Origin of the sequence: Actinocrinis sp. (assembly GCF_035653575.1) — a bacterium.
Taxonomy (GTDB): domain Bacteria; phylum Actinomycetota; class Actinomycetes; order Streptomycetales; family Catenulisporaceae; genus Actinocrinis.
Genome location: NZ_DASRBQ010000156.1, coordinates 64,744 through 73,040, shown reverse-complemented (window position 1 = coordinate 73,040; position 8,297 = coordinate 64,744). Strand labels below are relative to the sequence as shown.

At 68.6% G+C, this 8,297-nt stretch carries 8 protein-coding genes; 5 read left to right on the top strand and 3 right to left on the bottom strand.

What is annotated here, in order from left to right; genetic code table 11:
- Nucleotides 1–39: 39 nt before the first annotated feature.
- From VFA06_RS21210 to VFA06_RS21200, 3 genes are all read left to right on the top strand, one after another.
- Entirely contained in the window at nt 40–729 is a 690-nt protein-coding gene (locus VFA06_RS21210; RefSeq protein ID WP_349260280.1) for a HEAT repeat domain-containing protein, read from the top strand.
- Nucleotides 716–1,723: a MerR family transcriptional regulator gene (locus VFA06_RS21205; protein WP_324842409.1), complete on the top strand. Its 1,008-nt coding sequence runs from the start codon at nt 716–718 to the stop codon at nt 1,721–1,723. Before VFA06_RS21210 ends, VFA06_RS21205 begins: the two co-directional genes overlap by 14 nt.
- A gap of 139 nt (nt 1,724–1,862) precedes the next feature.
- Nucleotides 1,863–2,303, top strand: a complete 441-nt coding sequence (locus VFA06_RS21200) for a hypothetical protein (RefSeq protein WP_324842408.1) — start codon at nt 1,863–1,865, stop codon at nt 2,301–2,303.
- Between the two features lie 92 nt (nt 2,304–2,395).
- On the opposite strand, the gene VFA06_RS21195 is transcribed toward VFA06_RS21200, so the two are convergent.
- The 3 genes from VFA06_RS21195 to dctA form a co-directional block, all read right to left on the bottom strand.
- On the bottom strand, nt 2,396–2,998 hold the full coding sequence (locus VFA06_RS21195) for a hypothetical protein (protein WP_324842407.1): 603 nt from the start codon (nt 2,996–2,998) through the stop codon (nt 2,396–2,398).
- 195 nt (nt 2,999–3,193) lie between these two features.
- Complete coding sequence (locus tag VFA06_RS21190; RefSeq protein WP_324842406.1) at nt 3,194–3,976, bottom strand: SIMPL domain-containing protein; 783 nt, start codon at nt 3,974–3,976, stop codon at nt 3,194–3,196.
- 152 nt (nt 3,977–4,128) lie between these two features.
- Complete coding sequence (gene dctA, locus VFA06_RS21185; RefSeq protein WP_324842405.1) at nt 4,129–5,445, bottom strand: C4-dicarboxylate transporter DctA; 1,317 nt, start codon at nt 5,443–5,445, stop codon at nt 4,129–4,131.
- A 319-nt stretch (nt 5,446–5,764) separates the two neighbouring features.
- On the opposite strand from dctA, the gene VFA06_RS21180 reads away from it, so the two are divergent.
- Together VFA06_RS21180 and VFA06_RS21175 are read left to right on the top strand one after the other, a co-directional pair.
- A complete protein-coding gene (locus tag VFA06_RS21180) occupies nt 5,765–7,507 on the top strand; it encodes a sensor histidine kinase (RefSeq protein ID WP_324842404.1) in 1,743 nt (580 codons plus the stop codon).
- Nucleotides 7,504–8,223 (top strand): response regulator, encoded by a 720-nt coding sequence (locus VFA06_RS21175; RefSeq protein WP_324842403.1) that lies wholly within the window; start codon nt 7,504–7,506, stop codon nt 8,221–8,223. The genes VFA06_RS21180 and VFA06_RS21175 overlap by 4 nt, the downstream gene beginning before the upstream one ends.
- Nucleotides 8,224–8,297: the final 74 nt, after the last annotated feature.

The window sequence follows — 8,297 nt, the reverse complement described above, 5'->3', positions numbered from 1 at the left end:
GTGGCAGGGTCTTCACTGCTGCGGAAGGAGGTGGTTGCGATGGCCACGACACCGCGGGACGCAGACCGGGCGGGACTTCTGCGGGCGTTGGAGGACGATCGGTCGTCCGTGCGGTTGCGCGCTGCTCTCGCCGTGGGGACTGCGCCGGACGCGCGGTTCGTCGACAAGCTCGTGGAGCGCTGCGCGGTCGAGCCTGAGTTCTTCGTGCGCGACATGCTGACCTGGGCGCTGGTGCGGTTTCCGGTGTCTTTGACGCTTCCTGCGTTGCTCCGTGAGACCTCCTCGGATCGGGCGCAGGCACGCAGCCAGGCGTTGCACACGCTGTCCAAGATCGGGGATCGCCGCGCATGGCCGGCGATCACGCGGGCACTGCTGTCCGATCCCGACGACGAGGTGGCCAAGAGCGCTTGGCGGGCCGCGGTGGCGCTGGTGCCGGAGGGTGAGGAGCCAGCGTTGGCCGAGGTGCTGGCGACGCAGCTCGGGCGGGGCGAGCGGAACATGCGGCTGAGCTTGAGCCGAGCGCTTGTGGCGTTGGGTGAGGTAATCGTGCCGGTTCTGGATGCCGCGAGCACGTCGGCTGATCCGCGCGTGCGTGCGCATGCGCTCGCCACACGGCGGCTACTGCACGCACCGACCGCCGGGTTCGAGTCGGCGATCGAGGAGGCCAAGCGGATCGTCGCCTTGACGGGGGCTCCCGGGACCGAGGGCAGCAGCGATGCTGATCGGTGAGTTCTCGAGGCGGTCCGGGGTCAGTGCTCGCATGCTGCGGCACTATGAGTCGCTCGGCCTCATCCGGCCCGCAGGTCGCACGGGGTCCGGCTATCGGGAGTACTCGGCGCAAGACGGCCAGCGGATCCTTCACATCGAGTGCCTGCGTTCGCTGGGCATGTCGCTGCGGGAGATCGGGCGCGCGCTCGACGACCCCAGTTTCACGCCATCGGCGCTCGTGGGCGAGCTGATCCAGCGGACGAGCGAGCGCATCGAGGCCGAGATCGAACTGCTACACCGGTTGCGGCGGCTCGATGCGGTGGACCCCGCCGACTGGCAGGACGCTCTCCAGGTCGTCGCGCTCCTCCAGGCGTTGGGCTCGCCGGACCCCGAGGCCCGGCAGCGCGCGGCGCTCTCGTCGGGCAGCACGGTGGTCGTGCCGGTGGAGGCCCTGGTGGAGGCGGTGCTGAAGGAGACGGATCCGAATGTCGCCGGCGTGCTTCGGTGGGCGCTGGCGCGATCGGCCGGCGACGCGGTCCCCGCCTTGGTGGCCAATGGCCTGGGCGCGCCGGAAGCTGCGGTGCGCGAACGCGCCGTCCAGTGCCTCGGCGCGCTCCCCGACGAGGAGGTGACCGCACATCTGGCAGGCGCTCTCGCGGATCCCGATGACAGGGTCCGCGGGTATGCGGCGCTGGCTCTGGGCGCACGGGCGATGGCAGAAGCGGTCCCGACACTCATCGACATGGTCGCGGCGGGGCGAAACGACACCGACGCAGCCGATGTTCTAAGCGCACTGGCGATCGACACCGCGACTGCCGACCGGATCGCGACCGGGCTCGTCGAGCGCCTGGGCGACGCAACCACCGAGGCGTGTGCACGCGGACGCTTGACGCAGGCGCTGGCCGACATTCCGGGAGCGGTGGCGGCACGAGCCCTCGCGGACCTGTCGCAGGATGAGGATCGCGCAGTGGCTCTGACCGCTGTGTATTTGCGCCAGCTCCGCGACGCGCGGTGATGGAGAGCCTGTTCGACCTTGACGCTGTCGTGAAGCGCGAACCGAGCGCCCACGCCAGCGATCGACCGGCTTCCGGAGAGCCCGACGCAACCCCTAGACTCTGCACGCCACCGGCAGACCCAACGATTAGGGGGCTTATATGAACGACAAGCGTCGCCAATTGCTCTTGGACGCAGCGGCGCCTCTGCTTGAAGCGGACGAGAAGGTTGAGATCACGACGATCGCGAATGTCGGATCCGTCTCCGTGAAGAAGAAGGTCCTGACCGCGGCGGTCGCAGGCATCGCGACCGGCGGCCTGGTGACCGCGAACGTACGGCCTCGGCAGATGTATGTGATCTTGACCGACCGCAAGATCCTGTTCTTTGACGCGGACACGAGCTCGGGCCGCCCCGGCAAGCACATGGCGACGCTGTCGCGAGAGGGCGTCTCCTCGACCGAGCCGAAGAGCGCCATGTTGGGCTTGGCGCTCGGCATCGAGCTCTCGATCGCGGGCCAAGAGCGTGACTTGAAGATCGTCTTTCCCAAGCCCTCGAAAGAGGAGGGACAGCAATTCGCTGTCTCTCTGCCACGCTCGCTCTGAGGTTCGGGCGTTCGGGCTGCGCTCGCCTGTCGGGTTAAGGGCCTGGCAGCTCCTCCGTGACGTAGCGGGCGGTGACGAGTCGGCGCCGTGCCCTATCCCGCGCGGGTCAGGTAGCCGTCGGACACTTCAAGGACCTTGCCCTCCAGCTGCGCAGGTGCGGTCTCGTCGGCAAGGTCTTTCAAGCACTGGCAGTGCGTTAACCATCCGCGGAACTCGCACAGGGCGATGCCCGTGACGCGCATCGCGAGCACCACTGCCTCTGCTTGCGTGTCCGCGGTTATGACTCGGTCAACGAGAGCGACCCCGACAGCGGTGCGGTTCACGGCTCGTCTGACGTTCTGCCGGCCGAGCACGGTATCAAGGCTCGACAATGACGGATTGAGCTTCCTGAGATTGCGCGCTGCCTTGGCCAATCGCTTGCAGTGTGCGGGATGCCACGTCTGGTCGACCTCGGTCCAGAGTTGGTCGCCTAGGTGCGCCGTGAGCCGATGCGCCATGGCCTGACGCCAGCCCTCGGTCGCGAGTTCTTGGACGACGTCGATCGCGGACGGGGCATGCGCGATCAAGACTCCCACCTCTTGATGCGGCGCACGCGAGCGAGCCGTGCGTCGGCGGGATGCGACGGGAGCGTTCAGCATCCAGTCCTCGGCAATACCCCCGGCGAATTGCCATTCGCGTCGTTTTCCGGCAGCCATAGTCGGATCGTGACGACGAACGGGCTGGCAGTCACCCGGCGCACGCTTGCGCTACGGAGGCGTTCGAAGGTCGACGCTGGGCTCGAACGTATACGGCGCACGAATGGCCGGATGTGGTGCGCGCTGGCGCTTACGGGGAGCTCTGATGCTCATGTGGCTGCTGGTGCGCGCCGGTGAGCGGGGCGGCGGGCGGCCTCAGCTGGCGGCGAAGACGACGGTGACGGTCACGGACACCTGAGCGGTGCCGGGGTTGATCGGTACGGGCGCGGCGGCTGGGGCCTGCGCGGAGGCGTAGGCACGGTAGTCGATCGGTGTTGGTGAGTTGACCGTCTCAGTAACCTGCGTCGGCTTGCCCAGCGCCTCTCCGGCGGCGTCAGCGTATTGCTGCGCCTTGGCCTTGGCGTCGGCGTACGCCGCGTTGCGCGCCTGCGTCATCAGGGCACTGTCGTGCTGGATGTCGAGGGAGACGCCGTCGATGCGGGTTGCGTTACCGCCGGCAGTAGCTGCGGCGGTGATCGCGGATCCGGCGGTCTTTAGGTCTCGCAGCGTGCCGGTAAGCGACTCGGTGGCCGTGTAGCCGTTGATGCCGCCGCTTGAGGTGTAGTTCGGCTGCACTTGTGCGCCCGTCGTCTTCAGGTCCGCGCTTGCCACGCCGTGCGCGTTGAGGGAGGCGGTCACGGCGTTCATGCTGGCGCTGGCTGCGTTGAGGGCCGTCGAGACGTCCGCGCGGGTCTGCGTCACGGTGAGGGCGAGGGTCAGCGTGTCGGGAGTGCCGTTGACGGTGCCGACGCCGGTGACCGTGATGCCGGGCATCGCGTTCGAGCTTTGATTCGCGGCTGGAAGCGCGTACACGGTGGGCGTCGAGGCAGGCGCCCGGTGTGCGGTGCCGAGCAGGTACGCACCGGTGACGCCTAGGGCGGCCAGGGCCAGCGCGCCGGTGACGAGGCTGCGTCTTCCGAAAGTGATCGTTGTAGACATCTGATGCTCCTGAAACGGGAAACGGTCGGCGCTTGGACGCGCGCCGACCGCTCCCGGTTCCTGGGGCCGGTGACGGGGATGGGGGATTCCCGTCACCGGGTGCGCCCGATGCTCGGCTCGGGTCGCAGGCTGCTGTCAGGCCTTCACAGCCGTCAGACCTCCGCAGGCTCGAGCGAGCGATCGGGCGTGGGCACGATGGCGGCGCGCCCGCCCAGGACACGTTCGGCGGCACGGCGGTCGAGCACGCCCTCCCAGGCCGCCACGACGAACGAGCCGACCGCGTTGCCGCACGCGTTCGTCAGGGCCCTGCAGGTGGACATGAACCTGTCGATGCCGAAGATGAGCATGATGCCGGCGACGGGGATCGTGCCGACCGAGGCCAGCGTGGCCGCCAGGACGATGAAGCCGGAGCCGGTGACGCCGGCCGCGCCCTTGCTGGTCAGCAGGAGGATCGCCAGGATGCCGAGCTGCTGGGCGAGGGAGAGGTGCACGCCGGTCGCCTGGGCGACGAACAACGCCGCGAGGGTGAGGTAGATGCAGGTGCCGTCCAGGTTGAACGAGTAGCCGGTGGGCACCGTGAGGCCGACGACGTCCTCGGGAACGCCAGCGCGCTCGATCTTGCGCATCAGCTGCGGCAGGACCGTCTCGCTCGACGAGGTGCCGAGCACGATGAGCAGCTCGTCCTTGATGTAGCGCAGCACCGCCAGGATGTTGAGCCGGAACAGCGCGCACACCGCGCCGAGACCGACGAGCACGAACACCGCGCTGGTGCCGTACATCAGGCCGATGAGCGAGCCGAGGCTGGTGAGCGTGTGCAGGCCGTACTTGCCGACCGTGAAGGCCATCGCGCCGAACGCGCCGACCGGCGCCGCGTACATGATGACCCGCAGGATCGCGAAGAAGACCAGGCCGAGCCGGTTGATGCCGTGCGCGATGCCGGTGGCCGGGGCGCCGACGAGCTTGATGGCGATGCCGAAGAGCACCGAGAAGAACACCACTTGCAGGTCGTTGCTGGTGGAGAAGGCGCCGAGCGCGCTGGTGGGCACGATCTCGGTCAGGATCGACCAGAAGCCCTGCGCCTTGCCCTGGGCGGCGTACTGCGCCGCGTTGCCGGTCAGCTTGAGCGTGGCCGGGTTCGCGTGGATCGAGCTGCCGGGGTGGAACACGTTCATCGCGACCAGGCCGAGGATGAGCGCGATCGTGGTCATGCCCTCGAAGTACACCAGCGACTTGACGCCGATCCTGCCCACCTTGCGCAGGTCGTCCACGCCCGCGATGCCGCCGACGATGGTGACGAAGATGATCGGCGTGACCACCATGGTGATCATGCTGATGAACGTGGTGCCGAGCGGCTGAAGATTCTCTCCGGTCTTCGGCCAAGCCGCGCCGACAGCGACGCCGGCCACGATGCCGATCAAGACCCAGAAGTAAAGCTTGCGGTACCAGGCCGAGCGGGTGGTACGTGTCACCGCTGTTCCGGGCTGAGTGGGTGACACGTGGTCGTCGCGCGTGGAAGACGAGGCGGATGTCTCGTGCATCGGGACTCCAGGATGCTCATGCGGCCACCGCATCGTGGCCGCCGTGATCACGAGGTGCTGCGTCGGACAGTGGATGCTTCGCGTTACCGCGCTGCCGCGAGACGGGACGGCGGCGATGGTGGCCGGTAACACGACGCTCCGGTGAATGTGGCGCGGCGCACACGGCGCGGTCTGCGTTACGCGCATAACGCGCATGGGCCGGTTGAGGAAGAGCCTGGTCGGGCGCGCGGGCGGGTGTAACACTGAGCGAATGCCGCGCCTCGTTCCACCGCTGACGCTGGGAGCGCGCGCCGCCAAGCTGAGCATCGCGAAACAGGTCTTGCTGCTTCAGCTACTGGTGGTCGTGCTGCTCACGGCCATTGGTACGTATGCGGCGATCCGCGAGGCGCGCGCCGGGCAGTACTCTCGCGCTCGGCAGGAGACCCTCGCGCTCGCACAGACGATCGCTGACGATCCGGGCGTCGCCGAGGCGGTGGCAGGTCCGAATCCGACCGCGCGGCTTGAGCCCGCATCGTTGACGATCCAGCGCGCGACCGGTGTGGACTTCGTGGTGATCATGAGCCCGGCCGGAATCCGGTACACGCACCCGACCGCGAGCCAGATCGGCAAGCACTACCTCGGCGACATCGCTCCCGCGCTGGCGGGGCACGCGTTCAGCGAGACGTACACGGGCACGCTCGGTCCTTCGGTGCGGTCGGTCGCGCCGATCTACAGCGCGGATCATCGGATCGTCGGCTTGGTCTCGGTCGGCATCACCATCGAACAGCTCTCGGCGCTGGTCAATCGGGAGTTGCCGGTCATCTTGGCGATCGCGGCAGGGGCTGTCGCACTGGTCAGTCTCGGTTCGTGGGCGCTGTCACGGCGGCTGCGCAAGCAGACCCTCGGGATGGGTCCGCAGGAGATCACGCGCCTTTACGAGCATCACGACGCGGTACTGCACGCGATGCACGAGGGTCTGCTGGTGCTAGACCGCCAGCGCAGAGTGCTGCTCGCGAACGACGAGGCGGTTCGGCTGCTGGATTTGGCGGATGATCCGACGGGGCGTCCGGTTGCTCGCCTCGGTTTGGATCCCGCGCTGACCGGCCTGCTGGAATCGGGGCTCGACGCGCATGACGAGACGCACCTGGCCGGGGATCGGGTGCTCGCGGTCAACCAGTCCGTGGCGCGGCGCGAGGGACGGATCCTGGGCACGGTCACGACGCTGCGCGACCACACGGAGCTGCGCGCGCTGGCCGGCGAGCTTGATTCGGCGCGCGGCTTCGCGGATGCGCTCTCCTCGACCGCGCACGAGGCCGCGAACCGGCTCCATACGGTCGTCACGCTGATCGAGCTCGGCAAGCCGCAGGACGCGGTGCGTTTCGCGACGGCGGAGCTGGCCGCGTCGCAGCACCTCGTCGACCGGCTGCTCGGCGCGGTCGGTGACGCGGCGCTCGCGGCGCTGTTGCTCGGCAAGATCTCGCAGGCCGCGGAGCGTGGGGTCGAGCTGACGGTCGGCGAGGACACGGCGGCGCCCGAGCTGCCGTTTGAGACCCGCGACCTGCTCACGATCGCCGGCAACCTGATCGACAACGCCGTCGAGGCGGCACTGCGCGGTTCGGCGCCGCGGCGGGTTTCGGTCACGGTCCGGGCCGTGGACGAGACGCAGGAGCTGCAGGTCCGGGTCGCGGACAGCGGAGAGGGCATCGATCCGGAGCGGATCGGCGACCTGTTCACCCGCGGCTGGACCACGAAGAACGAAGCGGGGCACGGGATCGGCCTGGCGCTGGTGCGACAAGCGGTCAAGCGCAACGGCGGTCGCATCGACGTCGCGTGCGATGAGGAGTTGGGCGGCGCGGCGGTCGAGGTACGGCTGCCGGTGTGCGGGAAGGGGCAGGGCGCACGGGCGGGTGCGGAGATCGGTGACGGCGAAGGCGAAGGAAATGGGGGCAAGGGATCGGGAACTGAGGCGCGGGCGGGGGCTGCGGCGCGTGGGGGTATGGGCAGCCCGGGATGAGCGGCACAGTGGGCAAGGAGGCAGCGGGCAAGGAGAGTGTGATCAGCACACTGATCGTCGAGGACGATCCGGTGCTGGCGGATGCACACGCCGAATTCGTCGCGCGGGTGCCCGGCTTCGCGGCCGCCGGCATCGCGCATCTGGGCGCGGAGGCGTTGCGGCTGGTGGCGACGCGTCAGGTCGATCTGCTGCTGCTTGACGTGAACCTGCCGGACATGACCGGCATCGAGCTGTGCCGAACTCTGCGCGCGCACGGTAATCAGGTCGATGTCATCGCGGTGACGTCCGCGCGCGATCTCGCCACCGTGCGCGCGGCGGTCTCCCTCGGTGTGGTGCAGTACCTGCTCAAGCCGTTCGCATTCGCGACGTTCCAGGAGAAGCTGCGTGCGTATGCGGAGTTCCGGCGGCGCGCAGAGCAGGCTCCTGACCTACTCGCGCAGGACGACGTCGATAGGGCACTGGCTGCGCTGCATGATGCGTCTACACAGACGGCGCTGCCTAAGGGATTGACCGAGGCGACACTCGCGTCGGTTGTCGCGCTCCTTAGGTCACACGATCAGCTTTCGGCCGGGCAGATCGCGCCGCAGGTCGGCATCTCGGTGCAGACCGCGCGCCGCTACCTCGACTACCTCGCGGCTCAGCGGCTGGCGTTGCGGGCGCCGCGCTACGGCGGCGCCGGACGGCCGGAGCAGGTGTACCGCTGGAGTTCGCCCTGACGATCCGCGGGAAACGCGCTCCAGGAGGGGAACCAGGCCGCAACGACGACCGTCCAAGTGACGTCTAGCGGCCA

Coding starts and splice junctions, on each gene's coding strand:
- VFA06_RS21190 (WP_324842406.1), bottom strand. CDS start 3,976: ATGTCTACAACGATCACTTTCGGAAGACGCAGCCTCGTCACCGGCGCG.
- VFA06_RS21205 (WP_324842409.1), top strand. CDS start 716: ATGCTGATCGGTGAGTTCTCGAGGCGGTCCGGGGTCAGTGCTCGCATG.
- VFA06_RS21195 (WP_324842407.1), bottom strand. CDS start 2,998: ATGGCTGCCGGAAAACGACGCGAATGGCAATTCGCCGGGGGTATTGCC.
- VFA06_RS21180 (WP_324842404.1), top strand. CDS start 5,765: ATGCCGCGCCTCGTTCCACCGCTGACGCTGGGAGCGCGCGCCGCCAAG.
- VFA06_RS21210 (WP_349260280.1), top strand. CDS start 40: ATGGCCACGACACCGCGGGACGCAGACCGGGCGGGACTTCTGCGGGCG.
- VFA06_RS21200 (WP_324842408.1), top strand. CDS start 1,863: ATGAACGACAAGCGTCGCCAATTGCTCTTGGACGCAGCGGCGCCTCTG.
- VFA06_RS21175 (WP_324842403.1), top strand. CDS start 7,504: ATGAGCGGCACAGTGGGCAAGGAGGCAGCGGGCAAGGAGAGTGTGATC.